The 22,156-nt window shown below is 64.7% G+C and carries 19 protein-coding genes and 2 pseudogenes; 12 read left to right on the top strand and 9 right to left on the bottom strand.

Features of this window, described 5'->3' with window-relative positions; all coding sequences use genetic code 11:
• Positions 1-267: 267 nt before the first annotated feature.
• Positions 268-927: an OmpA family protein gene (locus THSYN_RS32125; protein ID WP_100923134.1), complete on the top strand. Its 660-nt coding sequence runs from the start codon at positions 268-270 to the stop codon at positions 925-927.
• Between the two features lie 253 nt (positions 928-1,180).
• On the opposite strand, the gene THSYN_RS34630 is transcribed toward THSYN_RS32125, so the two are convergent.
• From THSYN_RS34630 to THSYN_RS32110, 4 genes are all read right to left on the bottom strand, one after another.
• Positions 1,181-1,387: a PIN domain-containing protein gene (locus THSYN_RS34630; protein ID WP_157818090.1), complete on the bottom strand. Its 207-nt coding sequence runs from the start codon at positions 1,385-1,387 to the stop codon at positions 1,181-1,183.
• Between the two features lie 1,315 nt (positions 1,388-2,702).
• Positions 2,703-2,981 (bottom strand): PIN domain-containing protein, encoded by a 279-nt coding sequence (locus tag THSYN_RS32120; protein ID WP_157818089.1) that lies wholly within the window; start codon positions 2,979-2,981, stop codon positions 2,703-2,705.
• Positions 2,971-3,240, bottom strand: coding sequence for a UPF0175 family protein (locus THSYN_RS32115; protein ID WP_100923132.1), 270 nt, complete (start codon positions 3,238-3,240; stop codon positions 2,971-2,973). The genes THSYN_RS32120 and THSYN_RS32115 overlap by 11 nt, the downstream gene beginning before the upstream one ends.
• Positions 3,241-3,553: 313 nt before the next feature.
• The gene (locus THSYN_RS32110; protein WP_100923131.1) at positions 3,554-5,836 is read right to left on the bottom strand and encodes a 2OG-Fe(II) oxygenase; all 2,283 of its coding nucleotides are present in this window, start codon (positions 5,834-5,836) and stop codon (positions 3,554-3,556) included.
• A 478-nt stretch (positions 5,837-6,314) separates the two neighbouring features.
• On the opposite strand from THSYN_RS32110, the gene THSYN_RS32105 reads away from it, so the two are divergent.
• On the top strand, positions 6,315-7,511 hold the full coding sequence (locus THSYN_RS32105; RefSeq protein ID WP_100923130.1) for an RtcB family protein: 1,197 nt from the start codon (positions 6,315-6,317) through the stop codon (positions 7,509-7,511).
• Between the two features lie 202 nt (positions 7,512-7,713).
• Here the strand turns inward: THSYN_RS32105 and THSYN_RS32100 are convergent.
• The 3 genes and pseudogenes from THSYN_RS32100 to THSYN_RS32090 all read right to left on the bottom strand — a co-directional run.
• Positions 7,714-8,615 (bottom strand): annotated as a pseudogene (locus tag THSYN_RS32100) (cation:proton antiporter domain-containing protein); the annotation flags it as partial.
• 267 nt (positions 8,616-8,882) lie between these two features.
• Entirely contained in the window at positions 8,883-9,539 is a 657-nt protein-coding gene (locus tag THSYN_RS35095; protein ID WP_172965421.1) for a hypothetical protein, read from the bottom strand.
• Positions 9,536-10,354: a DUF2092 domain-containing protein gene (locus tag THSYN_RS32090; RefSeq protein ID WP_100923129.1), complete on the bottom strand. Its 819-nt coding sequence runs from the start codon at positions 10,352-10,354 to the stop codon at positions 9,536-9,538. The genes THSYN_RS35095 and THSYN_RS32090 overlap by 4 nt, the downstream gene beginning before the upstream one ends.
• Before the next feature lie 518 nt (positions 10,355-10,872).
• On the opposite strand from THSYN_RS32090, the gene THSYN_RS32085 reads away from it, so the two are divergent.
• The 3 genes and pseudogenes from THSYN_RS32085 to THSYN_RS36515 all read left to right on the top strand — a co-directional run.
• Entirely contained in the window at positions 10,873-11,028 is a 156-nt protein-coding gene (locus THSYN_RS32085) for a YgiT-type zinc finger protein (RefSeq protein ID WP_100923128.1), read from the top strand.
• A 1,030-nt stretch (positions 11,029-12,058) separates the two neighbouring features.
• Entirely contained in the window at positions 12,059-12,538 is a 480-nt protein-coding gene (locus THSYN_RS32075; protein WP_100923126.1) for a type II toxin-antitoxin system VapC family toxin, read from the top strand.
• A 350-nt stretch (positions 12,539-12,888) separates the two neighbouring features.
• Positions 12,889-13,053: pseudogene (locus THSYN_RS36515) on the top strand (SDR family NAD(P)-dependent oxidoreductase); the annotation flags it as partial.
• Positions 13,054-13,136: 83 nt separating this feature from the next.
• Here the strand turns inward: THSYN_RS36515 and THSYN_RS32065 are convergent.
• Complete coding sequence (locus THSYN_RS32065; RefSeq protein WP_172965420.1) at positions 13,137-13,391, bottom strand: GlsB/YeaQ/YmgE family stress response membrane protein; 255 nt, start codon at positions 13,389-13,391, stop codon at positions 13,137-13,139.
• A gap of 316 nt (positions 13,392-13,707) precedes the next feature.
• Positions 13,708-14,217, bottom strand: a complete 510-nt coding sequence (locus THSYN_RS32060; protein WP_418219965.1) for a hypothetical protein — start codon at positions 14,215-14,217, stop codon at positions 13,708-13,710.
• Between the two features lie 839 nt (positions 14,218-15,056).
• On the opposite strand from THSYN_RS32060, the gene THSYN_RS32055 reads away from it, so the two are divergent.
• The 7 genes from THSYN_RS32055 (at position 15,057) to fae (ending at position 22,031) form a co-directional block, all read left to right on the top strand.
• On the top strand, positions 15,057-16,076 hold the full coding sequence (locus tag THSYN_RS32055) for a beta-ribofuranosylaminobenzene 5'-phosphate synthase family protein (protein ID WP_100923125.1): 1,020 nt from the start codon (positions 15,057-15,059) through the stop codon (positions 16,074-16,076).
• A 250-nt stretch (positions 16,077-16,326) separates the two neighbouring features.
• Positions 16,327-17,229 (top strand): NAD(P)-dependent methylenetetrahydromethanopterin dehydrogenase, encoded by a 903-nt coding sequence (locus THSYN_RS32050; RefSeq protein WP_418219964.1) that lies wholly within the window; start codon positions 16,327-16,329, stop codon positions 17,227-17,229.
• The gene (locus THSYN_RS32045; protein ID WP_100923124.1) at positions 17,219-18,358 is read left to right on the top strand and encodes an ATP-grasp domain-containing protein; all 1,140 of its coding nucleotides are present in this window, start codon (positions 17,219-17,221) and stop codon (positions 18,356-18,358) included. The genes THSYN_RS32050 and THSYN_RS32045 overlap by 11 nt, the downstream gene beginning before the upstream one ends.
• A gap of 247 nt (positions 18,359-18,605) precedes the next feature.
• Positions 18,606-19,595 (top strand): methenyltetrahydromethanopterin cyclohydrolase, encoded by a 990-nt coding sequence (gene mch, locus THSYN_RS32040; RefSeq protein ID WP_100923123.1) that lies wholly within the window; start codon positions 18,606-18,608, stop codon positions 19,593-19,595.
• Entirely contained in the window at positions 19,592-20,542 is a 951-nt protein-coding gene (locus THSYN_RS32035; RefSeq protein WP_100923319.1) for an ATP-grasp domain-containing protein, read from the top strand. Before mch ends, THSYN_RS32035 begins: the two co-directional genes overlap by 4 nt.
• Positions 20,539-21,492 (top strand): triphosphoribosyl-dephospho-CoA synthase, encoded by a 954-nt coding sequence (locus tag THSYN_RS32030; RefSeq protein WP_100923122.1) that lies wholly within the window; start codon positions 20,539-20,541, stop codon positions 21,490-21,492. The genes THSYN_RS32035 and THSYN_RS32030 overlap by 4 nt, the downstream gene beginning before the upstream one ends.
• Positions 21,493-21,518: 26 nt before the next feature.
• Positions 21,519-22,031 carry a formaldehyde-activating enzyme gene (fae, locus tag THSYN_RS32025; protein ID WP_100923121.1) on the top strand — a complete coding sequence of 171 codons (513 nt, stop codon included), beginning with the start codon at positions 21,519-21,521 and terminating at the stop codon, positions 22,029-22,031.
• Positions 22,032-22,156: the final 125 nt, after the last annotated feature.

The following is a 22,156-nucleotide window of genomic DNA, read 5'->3' as shown; positions in this document are numbered from 1 at the left end:
CAGCGCATTGATTAAGAGAGGTAATTTTGCTGAACTACCCAGGAAGCCCCGGTTGATGCGAAACCCTCTTTGTCCCGCGGCGTGGTTTAAGCGGCAAGATTGCAGGATAAGCCACTAACGGTGCAGCCTGCTTGCGCGCTCAGGGTCTTGACAGCCGGCCGGTTTTTTGATCCACTAGCGGCGACCCGGCGGGTTATGAGGTAGTTCGTCCGCCGGTATCTAGTTAGGCTTGAGATGCGGTTACGGTAGACATCGTGGTGGACATATATGGCCGACGAGAGAAACAGCGGACTAGGGAACCATCCCATTGTTGTCATTGCTGGGCTTGTGGCATCAATATCGAGCATTTTCGTTTTTTTGACGGGAAAGACAAGTTTGCCGGAAGTATTTAGTGGCAAAGAAAATGGAACCCAAACCAGTACGAATATAGTCTCACCTAGCACCCGACCTGCCCCTATAGATGACGCAATCAGCAGCTACACGACTGGGCAGAAGCTTGACTTGAATCAGCTGCTCGCCGATAACATTGCGGCCGGAACCATCCGAGTCGACAACATAAAAGGCGACGAATGGGTAGTTGTAACAGGTTTAAGGACTGCTTTTGACGTGAACTCAGCAAAGATCAAGCCTGACTTTTACAACGTCATGGATAAGATTGCCAGCATGGTAAACGAGTATGGCGCGGTTAGACTCGCCATTAGGGGCCACACGGATAGCAAAGAGAATCCTACGCAGTCTCAGGATCTATCTGATCGCCGCGCCGCCGCCGTCGAGGCATATTTGTGGAGTAAGAGCGTCTCGCGTGATCGCCTTTCATCGGCCGGCTACGGCATGGCGCTACCCATCGCAAGCAATGAGACTGACGATGGCCGCCGCTACAATCGGCGAGTCGATATCCATATTGCATCCGCAATTGGACCGCGGTAGGATCTCCGCCGGAGTTTCCGGCGATAGGGGCCAGGCTCGAGTAGTTTTCAGTGACTGGGAACGTCGACACTAAGCCGACTCCTGACCCTTCGCTCCTTCTCTGGGCAATCTCCTTGGACGTTGCTTCGGGCCGGCAATAGGGTGTCCCGAAGCTAGCGCTCGTTCACGAGCACCTTGAACATAGGCATGGATGTCGCCCTTGCAGTCCGCAAGAAGCTTGTCGCGTGCCGCATAGATTTCTTCGAGTATCGGGTTAATCGCCATTGTTCGGGTCTCCCAGGAATTCGGCGGGCGTGCAGATTAATAACCGCGGAAATCCGAGTTCTTCCAGCAAGTCATAAACGCGCGGCAGGACATGGGCGTTAGCAATATGTCGACAGTTCTGCACCAGCCGGTATTCCACTCCGCCGACTGCCGCGGAGGCTACGTGCAAGGCATCCAGGCGGGCCGCATTGGGCATTCGCCCGGTTCGGAACGTTTCGGACTCCTCGGCTTTGGGAATTCCGGGGACAGTATACTTAATCCCCAAGCAACAGCGCGCCGCTTCACTTAACCTTAGGCGTCACAAATGCCATGACTCCACTTTTCGCGCGCGTCCTCAATCGTCTGCCAAATGGCTATTGGGCCGGTCTCGGATTCGGGCTAGCAGCATTTGCCTTCGCTGCTTTCCTGCTCAGTCTCATGTATTGGGCAATCCGTCCCTTTGTCTGGGCTGCTGTCTACGGGGTCCCCTACGCCCCCCCACCGCCAGGCCCATACTCACCGCTTTCAGGAGAGTGGTTGTTTGTTCAGCTCATCTGGTTTGGCAGTGGGGTCGTACTTGGGCGTGTTGTATACGGCCTATCAGGTCGACACATTCGTTGGGTCGTGCTGACACTAACCATACTTTGGCTTGCGCTCGTAATTGGAGGAAGTCCGGGTCAAGACATTTCCTGGTGGCGCGTCGGTCTCTCATACCTCAAGGTTCCTTTGGGCGTAGTCGTCGGCTACCTACTCTGGCTGCGTAGCCTTGCGAACACAGGCGCAAGGCAAGCAGCCACCAATTAGGAAAGTGCCAGGCTCAATAAAATCAGGGAACTCCGCGGACGAAGGAAACGATGGGGAAAAGTATACTTAATGCGCTTGTCCGTTCTCTCCAGACCGAACCGCGCATATACCCTGTACGACCTGATTCTCCCCGATCCTGCCTTGCTAATCGCTCCGACTGCCGACATTCAAGGCGCACAGCGACGCACACATGCGTGACATCGCTGAAGAGACTGGGCAAGTATTCCCGTAGGATGGGTAGAGCGCAGCGAAACCCATCGTTTGCGCGCGCCTAAGGCGTTGATTGCTGGGTTTCGCTGCGCTCTACCCAGCCTACAAATCGCACGCGGATCGGGCCGGCAGCGAATACTTGCCCAGTCTCTGAACCGGTGTCACGGGCCTTGATCATGGTTCCGGCCGCGACGCTGAGCCGGTCCCGAAATTTCTTGACAGGATTAACAAGATTTAGAAGATGGAAAACGAATAGCATCTTGTAAATCTTGTTAATCCTGTCTAAACATCCTGGTTTCGCGCTCGCTGTGCGGGGTCTTGATCAGCGTTCCGGCCACCCCGGGGCGGAAGTCCAAGGCGTCAGCCTTGGATGCACAGGGCCAAGGCTGAAGCCTTGGACTCCAAGAGGTGGCCGCTGGCCGGAACGGCGAGGGTAAAGGGGTCAGCGGGTCAGTAGCCTTCACGAGCCAGCCCATTGTTGAAGGATACTGACCCCCATTACCCCGTTGCCGCACTGCTTACAGGGATTCTCCGGCCTTTGCGAGAACCTGTTCGTAAACAGAGTGACTGAGCCAGAAGCGCGCTCGAAGGCGTAGATCGTCGAGCAAGGGTTTAACCACCTCGATAAGCCGCTGCCGTTTCGCAAGCAGCAGAACGCCCGCGACGCCCATAGTTGTAAGCCCTTGTCGCCTGGCCTGATGGCGACCGTCCAGTTCATCGATCAGGATCAGTTCGGCCGAAAGCTCCAGTGCGAGCGCGATGCTTGCGGCCTCGCCGGCGTCGAGATCACGGCTCAATGCCGTGCGAACGCTCCCATTGATCGATGGCCTTGAGGTCCTCCGCCAGTTCGGCCTCATCAAAATCGACCGGTATGCCCCGGGACGCAGACAATTGTCGGAATTCCCACAGGGATAACCCGGCCCAGGCTCGGGCCTTGCCCGCCGACAGCCGCCGTTGCGCATAGAGGGCGACTGCCAGCTCCCGTTTGGCTTCAGCCGGGGTCAGGCGCGCCGAATCCAGAACATCTTCAGGGATCTCGATCTGTGCTGATGCCACGGTGGCCTCCGCGTCTCGGTGTCGGGTTGCTCGTCAGTATACTCGCTGGGCGGAGCCATGCAGCTGGTGCCGCACAGGCGCTGATTCGCATCGCGCGCAGGCACCCCGAAGTCGTGCGTGAGGCTCTCGGGGCTTGATCATCGTTCCGGCCGCTGCCCCTCGGCCCACACCGGAGGTCGAGGCTTTAGCCGGACCCGGGGCGCGCTGACGCGCCGTCGACCGGCTAAAGCCTCGACCTCCTGTTCGCTACAACTAAAACGACAATCAAGACCGCCGGACAGCCAGGCCCATGCGGACCGACTGGCAGCCCTGGTCAACCCCCCAACCGCCCCCGCTGCTCCAAATCCTGCGCCCGCTGCCGCACCCGCCGCTCATAGCTCGCCTGGTTCTTGGTGCAGACCAGGGTATAGGGTCGCCCCTTCTTGTCGGTCGCCAGATCGAGATCGCTGTTGCTGCGTCTCACCACCTCGGTCACATGGTTGCGCTCGGCCTCCGCGGCCTTGAGCTTCCAGACCGATTCCATGGGGGAGGCGAGAAAACGCGAGAGTCTCTGGCAATAGCTGCAGGAGCAGCTGAGCTTGGCCGGGCGGCTCAGGTCCGCCGGGGGTTCCAGCGGTTCGGCGATGCGTTGGTCCAGGTGGGTGAGTGCTGCCTTTAGCAGTGCGTCGATGGCGGTGGGTCGCGGACCCGCAGCGGTCGCGCCCTTCAGAATGAGGGCGGCGGGAAGCAGGATGTTGTCCATGCCGTAGCGCACCGAATTGGCCATAAAATGGTCGAGCGCCCGGTCGGCCAGCGATGGGTCGATGCGCGCGAGCGCGGTCAGGGTCTGGACGACCAGGTCCGGCGTCGGGGGCGCGCGGCGTTGGCGGGGATCGATGAAACGGGGGTCCGGGCTGGCTGGCGGCTGCGCCTCGGTGGTGAGTGCGGCGAGCAGCGCGAGTGCCGCGGCGCGCCAGGGCTCGGGGTCGCCCGCGGGGTCCGCGCTCACGCGGGCGAGCAGGTCCGCGCAGGCGGCCGGTTGACGCCCTGCATTGCCGGCGACGATGGCCGCCAGTAGGTCGGCGGCGCGCGCCGTCGGCAGCCGGGCGAGCATGGCCGCGAGCGATTCGTTGTCTTGCGGGCCATAGGCCCCGGCGGCGGATTGTCCGGCCACGAAGACCGCGGCGCACTCGGGGTCGTCCAGCCGCGCCAGGGCATCGAGCAGCATCCGGGTCTGGCCGGCCTCGCTCGCGTGTTTGCGCGCCCAGTCGTCCGTTGGCCAGGCGGTGCTGATCCGGGCGGCGAGTGTGCGCGCCTCGGCGCGCAACGGGTCCTCGGGGGGCTGGCCGGCCGCTTGCCATTGCCGCACCAACTCGTCCAGGAAGGGCAGGCTGACCGCCAGCCCCCCGGCCGCCAGGACGGCCGCCCGGTTGGTCCGGGGCCAGAGGACCAGCGCGGCGCATTGATAGAGGCGCTCGAAGGAGGCGCCGGCGTTGCCGGTCGCCTCGGAAAACTCGGGCTCCGAATCGTCGCGCACCTCGAAGGCGCCCGGCGGCGCGACCTCGTCGCCGAAGAAGGGCAGGGAGCCCATGGCCGGGCGGCTGCCGTCCGGGTGGCGCCAGTCATGCAGCGACTCGTTGCTGTCGGTGACCTCGCCGATCTCATAGTCGGGGTCGTGCCAATCGCCGGTGGATTCGGCCCAGCCGGATTCCTCCACACTCGCCAGGGCCAGGAAGAGGTCGCAGTCGGCCGCGCGGGCGGCGGCGCTGACCACGGCGGCGACCGCCGCATCCGCGCCCTTGAGGGTATCGAATCCCAATTCGGCCGGCGTATAGGCGTGCTCCAGCGGATAGACCAGCTTGAGCGGTACCGCGGCGGCCAGGTCCTGCGACGCGTCGAGCGCCCGGCCCCAAGCGCTCAGCAGGTCGGTTGCCTGGGCCTGCTCGGCATCGTAATCGGGTAGTTGCGGGAGGGGTTCACCCTGCGGACGAATCAGATTGTAGATCAGGGTCAGCCGGTGGCCGGAATGGATGGGCAGGACCTCATGCAGACAGTCCGCGTAGAAGGCGGCAAAGGCGGCCTCGGACGGTTCGTCGCGATGCAGGTCGAGCCGGACCTCCTGACCGCGGTGACGCACCATCAGCTCGCCGCCCTCGAAGTCACCGGGCAGGACGACGACGAGCGTTGCGAACATCCCGGGCGACTTCTCGGTATCGCGGTGCGCGAGGAAGAAACTGCCTTGTTCGTAGACCAGCAGCTTGTAGAGTTCGGCCTCCACCCGGCCAGCGATGCCGAAGGTCGCGCTGATCCGGGCCACCACGGACGCCAGGTCCTCGGCCCAGCGCCGGCCGGTGATCCGCATCCGCTCGGCGTCGATCTGCCAGGTGCGCCGGACCTGGGTGTCCACCAGCGTCTCGGTGCCGCGTCCATAGGGTGCCTGCTCGGCGACGGACTTGAGTTGCTCGGCCTGCGCCGACTGGAGCGGGAGGGCGATGGGGCCGACCCCTTCGATCTCGAGCCGGGGCGGGTGTATGTCGAAGGTGCCGGTGGCATAGAAGGCGCCGGGGCGTTGGACCCGGGCCAGGCATTTGGCGAGTGCGGCGGCGAGCTCGGGCATGGGGAAGGGCTCCAGGGTCGCGAGATGGTTTCGGGCGCGAGGGCGTCGATCGTCGTTCCTGCCAGCATCGGCAGGAATGAGGTCTTGCGGGGGCGGTCCCGAGCCGCACGACGAGCGCGAAGCCAAGACATTTAGACAGGATTAACAGTATTTACAAGATGTTATTTGCTTTCAATCTTGTAAATCTTGTTAATCCTGTCAAGAAATTTCGGAACCGGTCAGGGTCGCCACCGGAACTATGATCAAGGCCCCGGCGAGACTGTGCAACTATCCCCGTTGGAACCCCAGGAGACGAACCCACTACGATATCCTGGGTCGCGAGTCGCCAGTCGCCGGGTCCGGCGTCCAGGCGCGCGACGCCGACTGGACTGCTGTAGCGTCGAGCCATGGTCATCGGACGCTGCGGCTCCCGCGCCCCGCGCAGACCGACGTTTTTTGCAGACCCAAGCACACCAAACGAGGGCCACGGGAGGCAACCATGCCCATCAAGCAAGTGATTACCGAGGGCGAGAAGCCCGTCAAGGTCTGGACCGACGAGCTGGACGCCTATGCGCGCTCGCAGTTGGTGAATCTCTCCAAGATGCCCTTCATCCACCGTCATGTTGCCGCCATGCCCGACGTGCACGGTGGTATCGGTGCCACCATCGGCTCGGTCATCGCCACCCACAAGGCGATCATCCCGGCCGCGGTGGGGGTGGATATCGGCTGCGGCATGGCGGCGGTGCGGACCTCGCTCACCGCTGAACAGATCGACGAGCACTCGCTGAAGAAGGTCTTCGACCAGATCAGCCGCGACGTGCCGGTCGGGCGCAACCAGCATAAGGATGACCGCGCCCTGACCGAGTCGGCCCGGCCCTTCGATGCCGCCCTGACCGCGATGACGCAGAAGCATCCGCAACTGCTCAAGGCCTTCGGGCGCTTCTCCAACTGGGTGAACCAGATGGGCACGCTCGGCGGGGGCAACCACTTCATCGAGGTCTGTCTGGATGAGTCGGGGCAGGTCTGGGTCATGCTGCACTCGGGCAGCCGCGGTATCGGCAACGCCATCGGTCATTACTTCATCGAATTGGCGCGGCGCGACATGGAGCGCTGGTTCATCCAATTGCCGGACCGCGATCTCGCCTATTTTCCGGAGGGCAGTGAGCACTTCGACGACTATGTGGCGGCGGTCTCGTGGGCCCAGTCCTATGCGCGGGAGAACCGCGACCAGATGATGACGCTGGTCCTCGCGGCACTCGCCCGGCACCTGCCGGCCTTCCAGGCGACCCAGGCGGTGATCAACTGTCACCACAACTATGTGGAGCGGGAGCACCACTTCAACGAGAACGTCTGGGTGACGCGCAAGGGGGCCATCCGGGCGCGGGCGGACGATCTGGGAATCATCCCCGGCAGCATGGGCGCGCGCAGCTATATCGTGCGCGGCAAAGGCAACCCCGACAGCTTCTGCTCCTGCGCCCACGGCGCGGGACGGCGCATGAGCCGCACCGCGGCCGAGCACCAGTTCACCGTTGCCGACCTGGCGGCCCAGACCCAGGGCGTCATCTGCCGCAAGGACAAGGGCGTGATCGACGAGATCCCAGGCGCCTACAAGGACATCGACCAGGTCATGGCGAACCAGGCGGACCTGGTCGAGGTGGTGCATACGCTCAAGCAGGTGGTGTGTGTGAAGGGGTGATTGTGGAAGGTCAGTAACGAGTCAAGAACAAGTTAAACACGAGCACCATCGTCGTTGTCGTTGTCGTGATCGTAATCGAAGAAGCGATGCGATTTGGGGTGCGAGAGAATCCGGGGCGCTACGATAACATCGATTACGACAACGACAACGACAACGGTGCGAATAGTATTCGCCCAGCGCATCAACGCTCATCCGTGCGCAGTGGATAGACCCGCTGCAGCAACGGCGAGGTCATGATAGTGGTAACCAGTGCCATCAGGACGAACATGGAGAAGATGACGGGGCTGATGACGTGTAACTTGAGCCCGATATTGAGCACGATAAGCTCGGTCAGGCCCCGGGTATTCATCAGCAAGCCCAGGGCCCGGGCCTGCGGTGGGTCGACGCCGCAGCCGCGGGCGGCGAGATAGACCCCGGAGTATTTGCCGATGACCGCTGCGGCGATCACGAGCCCGCAGACGCCCCATAGCCAGGGGCTGTTCAAGACCTCGAAATGGGTATTGAGCCCGCTGTAGGCAAAGAAGATCGGCAACAGGAAGGTGGCGACGAAGGTCTCGGTCCTGGCCTTCAGCGCCTCGGTGAGGCCGGTGTTCTTCGGCATCAGAACCCCCAGCAGGAAGCCGCCGAAGATGACATCGATGCCGATCCCTTCCGTGACGATGGCCGACAGCAGGACGGCGACATAAGGGTGAAGGCGGTGAATGAGGTGCCGGGCGCGTCGTTGATGGAAAACAGCACCGTATAGGCCAGGACGGCGCCGAGCATGAAGGGCAGCAGGATACTCACATTGGAGGTGATGACCGCGATCCTGATCTTTCCCCGCAGATAGTTGGGGCTCAGTTCCAGCCCCACCAGAAACATAAAGATGATGAGCCCGAGCTGCGCCAGCAGATAGAGAAACGGCGCCGTGGCAGGCGGAAACAGGGTCGCAAAGGCCGTGGGCGAAACCAGTCCGAGCAGCGAGGGGCCCAACATGATCCCAGCGACGATTTCACCGATGACCGGGGGTTGTCTGATGCGCACGAACGCGAGACCAATGAGCCGCGCCAGCCCGATGATCACGGCAATCTCCAGCAGGATGAGGATCAGCGTGTGATTGGTCATGAGGCCCCGGAAGATGGCAGTCGCCCGTGGGAGCGGCTTTAGCCGCGACGGGGTCTCGCGGGTTACCCGAGCGTCGCGGGTCACCGCCTCTGCGTCTCTGCGCCTCTGCGTGAGATCTCTTAAGAATCTCACGCAGAGGCGCAGAGACGCAGAGAAGAATCGCGTCAGTCGGGTTACCGTGAAAGCCGCTCCCACAGGGTCCCGGCTATCTCACGGGTCTCCCTGCCCGTCGGCGGCCGGTGATCGGCCGCCGCCAAGAGCAGGGGATCAGTAGGGGTTGGGCACGACGCAGTAATTCAACACGGCCCCCTGGTAACAGGGCTGATAATAGACGCCGCCATCGACATAGTATTCCTGATTGGCGATGGCGACCCGCTCGGCGGCCAGCGGCAGGGAGGCCACCGCGGCACCGACCGCCAGACCGGCGACCGCGCCCGCGGCGACTGCGCCGCCACCGTAATAGCCCCCCCAGCCCGGTGCCCCATAGCCGTAACCGCGATTTGGCCCGCCCGCGACGACGGCGCCGTCCGGCGCCCGAGCCACGTAATCGCCGCCGGGACCGCGCGCGGCGAATGAGCCGTCCGGCCCGCGCGCCACCCCGGCATCGCCGTAACGGTCGACGCTGACGTCGCGGTCGACGTTGACATTGCGGTCGACGTTGACGTTGCTGTCGGCACTGAAGCTACGGTCGATATCGGCGCGATCGCCGCCGAAGGCATCGCCGCCGTCGCGGAAACTGCCGCCGCTGAACCCGCCGTCGCGAAAGCCGCCGCCACCGCCGTGGAAGCCGCCGCCGCCAAAGCCGCCACCGAAGCCCCCGCCGCCAAAGCCGCGCGCCGCCGCGAGCGACCCCAGGCCGGCCAGACCGAGCGCCGTCGTGACCAGCAGGGCCCCGCGGAGCATCTTCAATTGGCTTGTCGTCATGGCTTTTCTCCTGTCGGGGCCGGGGTCATGGCGGGGCCGCTGTCCGGGGCCTTGGCCGCCGCGGGCGGCGGCGGGGGGGCGAACTTGATCTGCTTTACACCGGGCCCAGGCTTATAGCTAAAGGTGTCCGGCTTCAGTTTGGCGGCGGTCTTCCAGTCGCTCAGGACCGCGGTCCACTGCGGCGCGGCCGGCAGGTTTTTCTGGTTGATCAGGATTTTCATCGGTAGCGGCCGGTCGCCGGTCGCGACCCAGAGTTGGAACTGGATGTCCGCACGGTCGAACGCCAGGTGCTCGGTGGCCACCCCGCCCACCTTGCTCGGCCCGACAAAGAGCGCGTGCCCCTGGCCCTTCGCCAGGTGCTCGCATAGCCGCGCGCTGGCGAGGTCACCGAGCGGCACCCGGAAGCGCAGTTCGCCGTCGGCCTTGGCCAGGGCGCCTTCGATATCGCCGGGCGCGGGCACGCTGGCGTAGACCTTCTCACCCACGTCGACCAGGGTCAGGGTCTTGCCGTCGAACAGGAACTGCTTGTCGAACAGATCGCCGGCGGCATCCACGCGGAGCTTGTCCGGCCGCTCGACGAAGGTCTCGGTGGTGAAGCCGAATTGCAGCTTCTTGCCGCCGATGTAGACCTCGTCGTCCGTCACCTCCGCCCGGAAGGAGAACCGGTCGAGCGATGTCAGGTAGGCACACATGCCCGCCACGATCTTGTCCGGGTCCGGCGGCGTGCCCTTCTCGGGGGCCGCGGCGGCCAGCATCGGACCACTCAAGAGCACCAGGCACCCCAGGGCCGCCCGGGTGTTAGACTTAAGTCGCATGAAACTCCTCCTCGGTTAAGATGACCTTCCGGCAGTTCGCGCGGTCGCGCTGCGTGATTCTACAACCGAACCGCCCGCGTGGGGGCGGGCTGGCTGTCGATCAGTCGATCCCAGTTCGGCGAGCGCGCAAGAGCGGATAAAGATGCCGGGTTGTTCATCGGCGCCCTGCTTGTCGGCGATCCGGGGCACGCCGCCGGCGCCAACCGCCCGCACGGACGGGCTGGCCGCAGCCCGCGGACGCACTCGCTCAACGCCCGAAAAATCGTCTACACTTTAACCCTCAATCGCCCCCTGGTCAGCCCTGCGTAGCCCGCGAATGCCCGGTTTGAGCCTGATCGATCGTCGCCTGCACCTGGCAACGCCCCCCGGCGGTTGCCGGCGCACCCCACCGCCGTGCCACGATCCAAGATCAGTGCGGCGCGCCCGCAGCCCTTAGGCAACGGAGTTCAACGCATCCTAATCGCGTGAGCAACTGCGACCGCCGGGGGCACCGGGGAAGACGCAACGGTGTATCTACTATGAATGAAACACGCTGCCCTGTCTGCGGTGAGCCCGCTGAAATAAGGCAGATCGCTAAAGCCTTCGGTCGCGGCAATGACCTTCTGGTTATTGAAGATATCCCTATGATCGTTTGTCGCACCGGCCACGAGCAATACATCGCCGCGGAACGTTAGCTAAACCAAAGGCGCGCAACTGTTTACGGAAGGGTTTAGATTATGGGTAAGTGTCGTTTGTGCATGAAAGAAGAGGCTTTGGAAGAGAGTCATATTCTTCCGAAGTTCATCTTTAGATATCAAAAAGCATCTTCTCCAACTGGATTCATTAGATCGACCAAGAACCCGAATCAACCTGTACAAGACGGAATTAAGCTCCCCTTTCTATGTAGTGAATTCGAAGATCGCTTTGCGAAATGGGAAACCAAGTTTAGTCGGAATATATTTTATCCGTATCAAACTGAAAATGGCCAAACGTTCCCATATGACGAGTGGCTGTCCAAATATCTTGCTTCTGTTGCTTTTCGAGTGCTCGTTTATGTGTATGAAGACTGTGGACTAGACTATTTTTCTAGGATCATGCTTCAACACGCTGTGAATTCAATTGAATCATTAAGAAACTACCTGTTAGGTAATAACTCTCATCCCGGGGGAAACCGCCAGCTACTGCTTCTGCTAGACACATTGGACGCCGTGTCTATCCGAAGTAATCCCGAGAATTTTAACATTTATATGACTCGCGCCATTGAGTTTGACGTAATCACGACCGACGTCGACTCATTCATATTTGTAAAATATCTTAAGTTTCTTCAGCTTTGCCCTATTTACTTATCGTACAATAAAGGGTGGCGCACAGCACGGATTAGTCACAATAGCGGGATCTTGAGACATCAAGATCATGAACTACCAGACTACGTTATGAACAAAATGAGGGCTGGATGCAATGCATTGAACAGCAGTATTCACTTGGTGTCGGTAAGACAAGAGAGTATCATCAATAGCAGAGTTACTCAGAACCTCGACAAACTAATTGAGTCTCCTGTCGGAAAAGCGTCGCTCGCTGAACATCTCGCAAAGAGTTAGCGGCAGGTAAAGAGGCCAGGCTCTATTTCATTTTTCCGGAAGCAAGAAAAATATGGGATTCCGGGGACAGTATAGTTAATGCGAGCGGCCATGAAGCCAAGCCCAACTTAAAGAATCGAGATATCAGATGAAACGGAAAGTATATCTTGAGACTTCGGTCGTCAGCTACCTAACGGCCCGCCCGAGCAAGAATGTAATTGAGGCCGGTCATCAGCAAAGCACTTACCAATTCTGGAACAGAAGGGATGACTTTGATTTTTACGTTTCAGAACTTGTCCTTACAGAATGTGCCGCTGGCGATCCTGATGCTGCGAGCAAACGTCTTGAGGCTTTGCGCGGAATCAAGCTGTTTGACATCACACCGTACTGTATTCAGCTTGCCAAGGACTTGGTGACTGCCGGTATCGTTCCCGCAAAGGCGAGTGAAGACGCATTGCATATCGCGATAGCCACAGTTCATTTCTCTGATTATTTGTTGACGTGGAATTGTCACCATATCGCCAACCCGGAAATCCAAGCGCAGATCGCCAGCAATTTCAAGGCCAAAGGCCTGTTTCTACCCTTTATTTGTACACCCGAAGAACTTATAGGAGGCGAAGATGAATGACAGCATCATAACCGAAGTTCGCAGTATCCGTGAGCAACACGTCGCCAGCATGCGATATGACTTGGATCGAATTTACGCCGACTTGAAGGCCCGACAAGAGAAGCACAGGCGGGAGGGATGGGTAATTGTGCCGCCTCCTTCATCTCCCCCGCCAGAGCACACTTTGGCATTGCAGAAGACTCGTTTTTCTCGTCGCTGAGGGTGACAGGGAAGTCAGCAACGCCATCGAGGCGATTACGAAATGAAAGCCCCGTAGGGCAGAACGCGATAGCGGTTCCGCCATTTCGTCGGTTGGTGTTATGGCGGATCGCCCTGCGGGCATCCGCCCTACAGGCTACGGCCTACGGACTGCCCTGGTGGACCCGTTTCCCAGGCTGGTGCGCGCCGCGCTACCCGCGATGGTCGCCCGTCGCTCGGGCAAGGTGCTCGTTATCGGCAGTGCGCCAGCGCTGCGCGGCATGAAGAGGGCCTCTTCGTACAGCGCCGCCCGCGGTGCTCAACTTGCGTTGGTAAGGAGGGACTGAACGGCTACGGCAGCACTCGAAGTGGCGACCCGGCGGTCCCTCGCCGGACGGACCAACCGGGTCCGGAAGGCCCCTCAGGCTGCCTTTTTCAGGACGCCGACGATGAGGAGCAGCACGATCGCGCCGACGGTGGCGGTCACGATGGCACCGATCAGCCCGTAGGCCGACAGGCCGAGCAGACCGAAGACGAATCCGCCAACGACGGCGCCTAAGATGCCGACGACGATGTTGCCGAGCAGGCCGAAGCCGCCGCCCTTTAGCAGGATGCCGGCCAGCCAGCCGGCGACGGCGCCGATGGCGAGGAAGATCACGAGGCTGATAATGTCCATGGAGGCTCCGATGAGGTCAGGGGAAGGTGGTGGAGGTCAACGGATCGGGTCGGTCAGGGTCCGGTCGCTTCCGTGTCAGGCGTGGAACTGCCCCTGCACCAGGGCCGGGGCTGCCGCCGGGACCGACCGACGCACAGCGTACAGACGAGGGCGCGCGGTCACAAGGGTTGTTCAGCCGATCGCTGGGTTTCGCTGCGCTCTACCCAGCCCACGGATCCTGCGCGGATCGGGCCGCCGGCGAACACGGTCACAATGTCTCGCCTTGGGCATACTCAAACCCGCACGGCGCATTCAGGGTGTCCGGCGTTGCCGCTGCCTACTCGGGGAACAGTAACTGCACCTGCGCCCGGATCTGCCAGTCGGCACCGTTGTCGGGCGTCACGACGTTATAATAGGCCGACACTTGCGCATTGACCGGCTGCTTGCCGAGATGAAAGATCTTGCCGATACCACCGCCGACGGGAAGAACCCACCGCTGCCCGCTCGCGGCCATCCAATCGACGGTCAGGATCGGCGAACTGGTCAGGTAGAGGCCGCCCTTGAAATTGTAATTGAGGAAGCCCTGGATCAGCCCGTTCTTGTAATAGCCGCCCTGCCGATCGTGGCCCAGGGACCAGATGTTTTTCATCAGAACTCCGTAGACCCAGAGGCTGTCGTGAGCCACATGCAGCACGACGAACGAGGGCCCCAGACCCCAATTTCTGTTGCCCAATTCCCGGCTGGTGTTGTTCTGGAACGGCAGGCTGATCATGCGCGCCACCGGGTTCTGCGCGAGCTTGGCGAGGTCCTCGTTGCTGATTGCGGCGGGCGCCGGGGCGGCGGCCACCGTCATCATCGCTGCCGCGGCGGCCCACCCATTTGTATCGTGTCTGGTTGTCATTGCTGCTGGTTCCTTATCTGGGGCGGATTGCTTATTGTATTCTCCGATTGCTGACAGGATTGCCCGGCAGGAGACCGCCGGGGCGGGACGCCCCGGCTCCGGGTCAGGCGCGGATGACCGCCGGCGGCCGCCGCGCCGGCCTCTCGGCCGCGCTGACGGTGGTCCGCCGCGCGATCGGCGGCTGGTCGGCGCGCCGGTCGAAGATTGTCAGCCGGCCGGTTGCGAGTCCGAGTCCGTCCAGCTAACCGTCCAACCTGGCGAGCCCCGCGGCGAGCGGGTCCGGCGCCCCGTCACGCCAGACCTTTGGATACCAGCCAGTTTCTACGCTCGAGCAAGCGCAAGCGCGACGCCGACGGGCTGACCTGGACCGGCATCCGCGCAAGGTCCGCTCAACCGGCATCGTCGCCGACGGGCTCTGGCGTGACACACTGATTCAGTAAAGGGACAGGGGTGACGGCGTGGCCGACCACGCGCACCTGGTGTCGACCCGGTGGGTCGAGCGGCGAACCGTGCGGGGGCCTTGATCATAATTCGGCCAATCAGCCAACTGGGAGGTCTGCGGTCCGCACAGCGGACCCTACGGCCTCGCCCCCGTAGGGTCCGCTGTGCGGACCAGCGCCCTTCCGTCCAGCCGGGTGGCCGGCGTTATGATCCAAGGCTCGCCCGGGTCTGCGGTCGCGGCGCCGCCAGGGATTTTTCGGTCCCATGGCACGGGCGTTGCTTCGGGACTCGCTAATGGTCTTTGATGTACGCCACCCCCACCTTCGCGAGTCATGACGCCACCCATGAGCAGCCGCCCCGACCCCTCGATCCGCGTAGAGGCCCCGGCCCGGCTGCATCTGGGATTTCTGGACCTGAACGGCGGCCTGGGTCGGCGTTTCGGCAGCCTGGGTCTGACGATCGACGCCTTTGCGACCCGGTTGCGGGCCGAGCCGGCCGAGGAATTCAGCGCCGAGGGACCTGGGGCCGAGCGCGCCCTGGCCTATGCGCGGGCCTATGCGAGCGCCCGCGGCCTGCGCGGCGGGGTGCGTATCCGCTTGACCGAGACCATCCCCGACCACGCGGGCCTGGGTTCCGGGACCCAGATGGCACTGGCGGTCGGCACCGCCCTGGAGCACCTGTGCGTAGCGGACACCGCGGGCGTGGCGGCGGACTGCCGCGGCATCGCCGCGACCCTGGGGCGCGGGCAGCGCTCGGGCATCGGGATCGGCGCCTTCGAGGAGGGCGGCTTCATCTGCGATTGCGGCCGCGGCGACCGGACGGCGGTGCCGCCGGTGGTCATGCGCCTGCCCTTCCCGGCGGACTGGCGGGTCCTGTTGCTGCTGGATCAGCGGGGGCAGGGTCTTCACGGCGAACGGGAGGCGCACGCCTTCGCGCAACTGCCGCAGTTCCCCGCGGCCACGGCCGGGCACCTGTGTCGGCTACTCCTGATGCAGTTGGTGCCGGGACTGCTGGAGGAACGCTTCCAAGACGTGGCGGGGGCGATCGGGGAGATCCAGCGCGCGGTCGGCGCCCACTTCGCCCCCGCCCAAGGCGGCTGTTTCGCCTCTCCGGCGGTGGCCGCTGCCCTCGATTGGGCGACGGCGCAGGGGTTCGTCGGCAACGGCCAATCGTCCTGGGGGCCGACCGGCTTTATCCTGGCGGCGGACCTGGAGCAGGCGCGGGCGCTGGAGGTGGGGCTCAAGGAACGCTTCGGTGACGGCTCGCCCCTGGGTTACCGCATCGCCGCGGGGCGCAATCGGGGTGCCCGCGTGGACTGCGAACCGGATCAGATAAAGACGACCGTGCAGTCCGTCACCCGCTGAGGCCGATCGATCAGCAGCCGGCGAGCGGCAGTCAGTATCATCCCAGAAAGATCAATTTATCCGCAAATGAACGCAAATAGACGCAAATAATCAGAGACTTGACCTTTGCTGCATGTTCGCTGTCCGGGTGCTGCCCGCGACGATGATAACCAGCAGATTTATTTGCGCTTATTTGCGTTCATTTGCGGCCAGATACTCTTTCTGGGATCTTGGAACCCCGTCCACCGAATCACCGGCCTGAGCAATCCCAGTGGAAAAACCCTATCTCCTGCACATGATCACGGCCGCGAAGAACCTCAGCCCCTTCGACGTGAACATGGCCTATGACGCCGGCTGGACGGCCTGCACGGCCTACTCCCATGTGGCCCTGGAGGAGGTAACCGGACTGGTCCAGGACGCCATCTTCTCCCGCGGTCCCCGGGGTGTGGCACGCACCGGCGTCTTCCTGGGCGGGCGCGACATCCATCTGGCCATGGACATGTTGGCCGCGGCCCGCGCCGCCATGGTGCCCCCCTTTGAGGTCTCGGTCTTCGCCGACCCGAGCGGCGCCTTCACCACCGCCGCGGCCATGGTCGCCGGGGCCGAGGGCTGGCTGCGGCGCGGCTTCCAGACCGGGCTCGCGGGACTGCGGGTGCTCGTCTTCGGCGGCACCGGACCGGTGGGTTCGGCCGCCGCCATCCTGAGCGCCCGCGTCGGGGCGCAGACGCAGATCGTGAGCCTCCTGGACCTGCCGCGCGCGCAGGACGCGGCGCGGCATTGCAACGAGCACTGCGGGGTCGAGATCACTGCGGCCTATGCCGGCAGCGACGAGGAAATCCTGACCCTGATGGACACGGCGGACCTGGTCTTCAACGCCGCGGCGGCCGGCGTGCAGGTGTTGCGTGCCCACCAGGTCGGCCGGTCTGCACGGCTGAGGGTCGCCTGCGACGTCAACGCCGTCCCGCCGGCGGGCATCGAGGGGATTGGGGTGATGGACAACGGCGCCCCGCTCCCCGGCGCCGCGGGCGGCGCCCTGGGCCTGGGGGCGCTGGCCGTCGGCAACATCAAGTACCGGGTCCAGCAGGGTCTCCTGCGGCAGATGCACGAGGCGGACTCACCCCAATACCTGGGGCTCGACGCGGCCTTCGCGATGGCTCGCCTGCATGTCGAGTGAGCCCGCCGACCTGCTCCTGGTGGCCGCCAGCGCGCGGGCCATCGCCGAGTCGGCGGTGCGCGGCGGCTTCCGGGTGCGGGTTCTGGACGGCTTCTGCGACCTGGACACCCAGGCGCTCGGACCCTGCACCCGGGTGCCGTTGGTGGACCTGGGGGCGGGCTGGGGGCTGGAGCCCCAACGCCTGGGCGCGGCGCTCCAGGAAGTCGCCGCCGCCGGAGCGGACCTGGGCCTGGTCTATGGGTCCGGATTGGAGTCCGCACCCGAGGTGCTGACCAACCTGCCCGCGGGGCTGCGCCTCCTGGGCAATGACCCCGCGGTCCTGAGCCTGCTCCGGGACCCGCAACGGTTCTGCGCGCTGTTGGACGGGCTCACGATCGCGCACCCGCAGACGCGTCTGGACCCGCCCCCGGCGGACGACCCAGGCCGCTGGCTGGTGAAGGCGTGCGGCGGGTGCGGTGGTCTCGGCGTCGGCCCCTGGCGGGCGGGCGATCCGCGCCCCGCGGCGCCCCACCTGTTCCAGCGTTTTCAGGAGGGCGACCTGAGGTCGATCCTGTTCATCGCCGATGGCCGGGGGCTCGAAGTCATCGGCTGCAACCGCCTGCTGGTGGCCGACGCCGACCCGCAACGCCCCTTTCTCTATGGTGGGGCGATCGGCCAGGCGGCCCTGGGCGACCCGGCGCGCGCCACGGTCACGCACTGGTGCCAATCCCTGGTCGGCGCGCTCGGGCTGCGCGGCCTCAACAACCTGGACTTTATCCTGCACCAGGGGCAGCCTTACCTGCTGGACATCAACCCCCGGCCGTCCGCGACCATGAGCCTCTACGAGGGCCAGTGCGAGGGCGGTTGGATTCGGCGCCACGCGCGCGCCTGCCTGGGGGACCTGTCCGGGGAGCCGCCGCGGCGCGCCGCCCAGGTCGCCGGCCAACGGGTCGTCTATGCGACTGCCGACCTGACCATCCTCAACGATGGCCGCTGGCCCGACTGGTCGCGGGACCGCCCGCCGGCCGGCACCCGAATTGCGCGCGGCGCGCCCCTGTGCACCGTGCTGGCCCAGGGTCCGGACTCGGACCGGGTGGAGTCGATGCTCGCGGCCCGCGCGGAGGAAGTACGTGCGTACCTTAGTACGTGAGTCTGGAAAGAGCGAATTCGCGCGCCGCGCCGCATCCCCGCGTGACAACGTATTTCTTTCTTAAACCCAAAAAAATGCAGTTTAGCCGCAAATGAACGCAAATTGACGCAAATAATCAGAGACGTGGCCTGTACTGCATGTTCACCGTCCGGGTGACGCCCGCGACGATGCTATCCAACGGATTTATTTGCGCTTATTTGCGTTCATTTGCGGCCAAATACTCTTCTTTAAGGTTAAAGGCACTGCCATGACCGAACCAACGATAAGCCTGAACGCCCTGGCCGCCCCCCTGGTGGACGCCCTGGTAGCGGACGCGGCGCGGCTGCGCCTGGGGCTCGAGCGCCTGGACAACGGTTGCCTGGTGGTGGATGGGGGCATCGACGTACCCGGGGGCCTGGAGGCTGGCCGGCGTATCGCGCAGATCTGCCTGGGCGGGCTCGGGCGGGTCAGCCTGCGCGGCGGCCTCGCAGTGGGCGGCCCGCTCGGGGATTGGCCGCTCGGAGTGGAGGTCTCGACCACCGACCCGGTGCTCGCCTGCCTGGGGAGCCAGTATGCCGGCTGGGGCCTGAGCCACGGGGAGGGCAAGGGCGCCTTCCAGGCCCTGGGGTCGGGTCCCGCGCGCGCCCTGACCGGCAAGGAGCCCCTGTTCGCGGAACTGGGTTATCGGGACCACTGCGAGCGCGCCGTGCTGGTGCTGGAGGTCGACCGCCGCCCCCCCGCGCCCCTGGTCGAGAAGATCGCCCGCGACTGCGGCATCGCCCCGGACGGGCTCACCCTGATCCTGACCCCGACCCGCAGCCTCGCCGGCACCGTGCAGATCGTCGCCCGGGTCCTGGAAGTGGCCCTGCACAAGGCCCACACCCTGGGCTTCGATCTGCACGCCATCCGCGACGGCTTCGGCAGCGCCCCCCTGCCGCCCCCGGCACCGGACTTCGTGACCGCCATGGGCCGCACCAATGACGCCATCCTCTTCGCCGGCCAGGTCCAACTCTTCGTCACCGGTAGCGACGCGGCCGCGCAGGACCTGGCCGAACGGCTGCCGAGCGGCGCGTCGCGCGACTATGGGCGGCCCTTCGCGGAGGTCTTCAAGGCCTATAACTATGATTTCTTCCAGATCGACCCGCTGCTCTTCAGCCCGGCGCGCATCCGGGTGACGGCCCTGGACAGCGGCCGGACCTTCTCCGCCGGGCGGATCGATGCCGCGCTGCTGGCGGCCTCATTCGGGTGCGCCGCGTGACGGCGCGGCCCCACCCCGCGCGGACGCGGGCCGCGCCCGTCGTCGCCATCTTCTCCGACGACCCCGGCTGGCACGGTGCGCGCCTGTGCGCGGCCCTGGCCGAACGCGGCTGGGTGGGACGCTATGTGTCGCTTCAGACCTGTCATTTCGACCTCTCGGCCGGGGGGCCGGGCCTGCATCTGCCTGGTTTCGACGCCCTGCCGGACGCCGCCTTTGTGCGCGGCGTCCCCGGCGGCACCCTGGAGGAGGTCGTCTATTATCTCGACGTACTCCATGCCCTGCGCCGCCTGGGGGTCCTGGTCTACAACGACGGCGGCGCGATCGAGCGCAGCGTCGACAAGGGCATGACGAGCTTCCTGCTCCATACCGCGGGGGTCCCGACCCCGCCGGCTTGGGTCGTGCGCGACCCGGACGAGGCCGGCCGGGTGCTGGCACGGGAACTGGCCGCCGGCCATGAGCTGGTCCTGAAACCGTTGTTCGGCTCCCAGGGGGAGGGCCTGACCCGCTTGAACGGCAAGGACCACGCCACCCTGCCGCGCCCGGTCGGCAGCGGCATCCATTATCTCCAGCGCTTCATCCCCGGGGATACGGCGCAGGCGCAGGACTTCCGGGTCTTCGTCATCGGCGCCCGGGCGGTGGCGGCCATGCGCCGCAGCGCGCCCACGGGTTGGATCACCAATGTCGCCCAGGGCGCCTCCTGCCACCCGGCGGACCTGACCCCGGATCTGCGGGACCTGGCAGAGGCGGCCGCCCGGACCCTGGAGATGGCCTACGCGGGGGTCGATATCTTGCGCGACACCGCCGGGCGCGCCTGGGTCATCGAGGTCAATGGGGTCCCGGCCTGGAAGGGGCTGCAACAGGTGTGCGGGTTCGACCTCGCCGCCGCCCTGGTCGCCGACCTGTTGCGCCTTCAGCGGGGCGCCCCGCGCATGGAGGCGGTGGGATGACCGCTCAGTCCCGGGGCGAGCGCGGGGACGCGGCGCGGCGGCGGATCGGTGACGCCTACCGGGCGGCCTGCGCCCTGGAACTGGACGCGCTCAAACCCGGCAACGTCCACCGCGCGTCCGCCGGGCACGGGATGACCGTCGCGGACTTTCTGACCAGCGCCGCGGTCAGCGCCGACCCCCTGACCGAGCCCGGCCTGGGACTCGGAGAGCGGGTCTACCGGGCGGTGGCCGCGACCCGTGCGGCCGTCGGCTGCAATACGAATCTGGGGATCATCCTGCTCTGCGCCCCTTTGATCCAGGCGGCGCTGGACCCGGCCGCCCCGGCGACGCTGCGCGCGCGGCTCCTAACCGTACTGTGCGCTGCCGATCGTCGCGACATGGACGGCCTCAACCGGGCGATCCGGCTCGCCGCCCCCGGCGGCCTGGGTGAGTCGGCGCAGCACGACGTGGCCGCGCCGGCCACCGCCACGCCGCTCGCGGTCATGGCGCTGGCGGCCGACCGGGACCTGATCGCGGCCCAATATGCGGCGGGCTTCCAGGACCTGTTCGAGCGCGCGGTCCCGCTGTTCAGACAGTTGCAGGCACGCTGGCAGGATCCCGCCTGGGCCGCCGCCGGGCTCTACCTGGATTTTCTCGGGCGGTTTCCCGACACGCACATCGCCCGTAAACTGGGGCCCGCGCGGGCGCGGGCGGTGACCTGGCGCGCCGCGCCTATCGCCGCCGACCTGGTCCGGGCGGCGCGCCCGGAGCCCTTTCGGGAGGCCCTGCTGCGACTCGATCGCGAATTGAAGGAGACCGGGCTCAACCCCGGCAGCTGCGCGGACCTGACGGTCGCCTGTCTGCTGATCGCGCGGCTCGCCCCCGCGGACCTTTATTCATCAGCCGCGGCGGATACCCGCCGCATCCCCCGCACCGGACCGGACACCCCGGACCCGATGCCAGCCATCTGAAAAACCAAAGCGAAGGAGACAGTACAATGCCAGTCATCAACAAGACCCTGGTCGGAGAGTCCGCGGTCGGCGACCACCACGAGGTCGCCCATATCGACCTGATCATGGGCCCGCGCGGCTCCGCCGCCGAAACCGCCTTTTGCAACGGCCTGGTCAACAACAAGGAGGGCTTCACCAGCCTGCTCGCGGTGATCGCGCCCAACCTGCCGTGCAGACCCAATACCCTGATGTTCAACAAGGTCACCATCAAGGGCGCGAACCAGGTCAAGAAGATGTTCGGTGCCGCCCAGCGCGGTGTCGCCATGGCGGTGGCCGACTGCGTGGAGGACGGCACCATCCCGGCGGCCGAGGTGGAGGACATCTTCATCTGTGTCGGCGTCTTCATCCATTGGCAGGCCGAGGACGACATCAAGATCCAGGAATACAACTACGAGGCGACCAAGCAGGCCATCAAGCGCGCTATCACCGGTGAGCCCAAGGCCGCCGAGGTGCAGCAGCTGAAGGCCGCCGCCTTCCACCCCTTCGCCGCCCACAACTGAGGGTCCGCGGGACCGGGCGCCGGCGGCGCCCGGTCCCGCGTGGTCAATGATCTGTCGGGTCCGCTGTGCGGACCAGATGGCGGCGACGCGCCGCGGTCCGCACAGCGGACCCTGCGTGAATTCGT

It is taken from the genome of Candidatus Thiodictyon syntrophicum (assembly GCF_002813775.1).
GTDB lineage: Bacteria > Pseudomonadota > Gammaproteobacteria > Chromatiales > Chromatiaceae > Thiodictyon > Thiodictyon syntrophicum.
This window is presented reverse-complemented; position numbering and strand designations above follow the sequence as displayed.

Bases quoted from the DNA above. Each gene is read 5' to 3' on its own strand.
- THSYN_RS32125 (WP_100923134.1), top strand. From the start codon at position 268: ATGGCCGACGAGAGAAACAGCGGACTAGGGAACCATCCCATTGTTGTC.
- THSYN_RS34630 (WP_157818090.1), bottom strand. From the start codon at position 1,387: ATGCCCAATGCGGCCCGCCTGGATGCCTTGCACGTAGCCTCCGCGGCA.
- THSYN_RS32110 (WP_100923131.1), bottom strand. From the start codon at position 5,836: ATGCCCGAGCTCGCCGCCGCACTCGCCAAATGCCTGGCCCGGGTCCAA.
- THSYN_RS32105 (WP_100923130.1), top strand. From the start codon at position 6,315: ATGCCCATCAAGCAAGTGATTACCGAGGGCGAGAAGCCCGTCAAGGTC.
- THSYN_RS35095 (WP_172965421.1), bottom strand. From the start codon at position 9,539: ATGACGACAAGCCAATTGAAGATGCTCCGCGGGGCCCTGCTGGTCACG.
- THSYN_RS32090 (WP_100923129.1), bottom strand. From the start codon at position 10,354: ATGCGACTTAAGTCTAACACCCGGGCGGCCCTGGGGTGCCTGGTGCTC.
- THSYN_RS32085 (WP_100923128.1), top strand. From the start codon at position 10,873: ATGAATGAAACACGCTGCCCTGTCTGCGGTGAGCCCGCTGAAATAAGG.
- THSYN_RS32075 (WP_100923126.1), top strand. From the start codon at position 12,059: ATGAAACGGAAAGTATATCTTGAGACTTCGGTCGTCAGCTACCTAACG.
- THSYN_RS32065 (WP_172965420.1), bottom strand. From the start codon at position 13,391: ATGGACATTATCAGCCTCGTGATCTTCCTCGCCATCGGCGCCGTCGCC.
- THSYN_RS32055 (WP_100923125.1), top strand. From the start codon at position 15,057: ATGAGCAGCCGCCCCGACCCCTCGATCCGCGTAGAGGCCCCGGCCCGG.
- THSYN_RS32045 (WP_100923124.1), top strand. From the start codon at position 17,219: ATGTCGAGTGAGCCCGCCGACCTGCTCCTGGTGGCCGCCAGCGCGCGG.
- mch (WP_100923123.1), top strand. From the start codon at position 18,606: ATGACCGAACCAACGATAAGCCTGAACGCCCTGGCCGCCCCCCTGGTG.
- THSYN_RS32030 (WP_100923122.1), top strand. From the start codon at position 20,539: ATGACCGCTCAGTCCCGGGGCGAGCGCGGGGACGCGGCGCGGCGGCGG.
- fae (WP_100923121.1), top strand. From the start codon at position 21,519: ATGCCAGTCATCAACAAGACCCTGGTCGGAGAGTCCGCGGTCGGCGAC.